This is a genomic window from Vibrio sp. D173a, assembly GCF_030248475.1.
On sequence record NZ_JAHGAH010001299.1, the window covers coordinates 1 to 916 of the forward strand.

1 pseudogene is annotated in these 916 nt (G+C 46.0%); it reads right to left on the minus strand.

Annotated features, from left to right (window positions below):
• Window positions 1-65: 65 nt before the first annotated feature.
• Window positions 66-916: pseudogene (gene lacZ / locus KIV40_RS32965) on the minus strand (beta-galactosidase); the annotation flags it as partial.

A 916-nucleotide genomic window follows, 5' to 3' on the forward strand; every position in this document is an offset into this window, starting at 1 on the left:
ATTTAGGGTACTATAATATTTGGCCTACTATGATCCTTTTATTCCTCAAGCAGATCACCAAGCCTCTATGCACCAAATAATCGAACCTGATAACGGTAGTGCTCTTGTGTTAATTTGAACTCATCATGCACACTTGGCGTCCATGAATCATCTCCACCAACCCCCATATGAAAGCCATCGATGTAAACAAACAACTGGTCTTGCTCGGTGAGATCACAAGTGTGTTTGGCCTGCACAAGTTGCTGCTGTCCAAAGCGGCTGACCGAAAAATGAAAATCGCCCTGTAATTTAAATCCGCCAATAACGGCCTCACGCACATCGCAACGCAACCCACAATCAGACGGGAAAATATAAGGAGTATGCATCTGCTCTATGTTCTGCTGATAGCGACCAATATGAGCCGAGCTTTTTCTGTCTGGGTAGTTTTCATGTGGCCCACGACCAAACCATGTCACCTCATTCAACGTCTCTTTTAGCGCAAAGGATAAACCAACACGTGGCAGTGATGGCAGACCTTTGGCGGCCTGAACATGCACATCGATAATCACTTCGCCATCAGAGAACAATTGATATTGCCAAGTCGACAACAGGCGTACTTGTCCTTCAACAACATGAGCAATTTTCGACATCACAAGCACTTTGTTTTCATGCGTGAAGAAGGAGAAATCAATGCACTCTGGCGTCAGAGAATCTAATCCCGCGGCTTGCCATCGCGCTATCCATGAGTTGGGATCAACGCGATTTGCTTAACTCACACCAATATCGTTATCCAGTGGTGCACGATAGAAGTTATCACGAATGCCACTGGCAAGCTGTTCAACACCGTCTTTCAACCAACTTTCCAAATAACCCGTTATGCAGTCGAACTCAACGCGATAATGCGCACCGACAATAGCGAGTCGCTCTTCACTCTCGA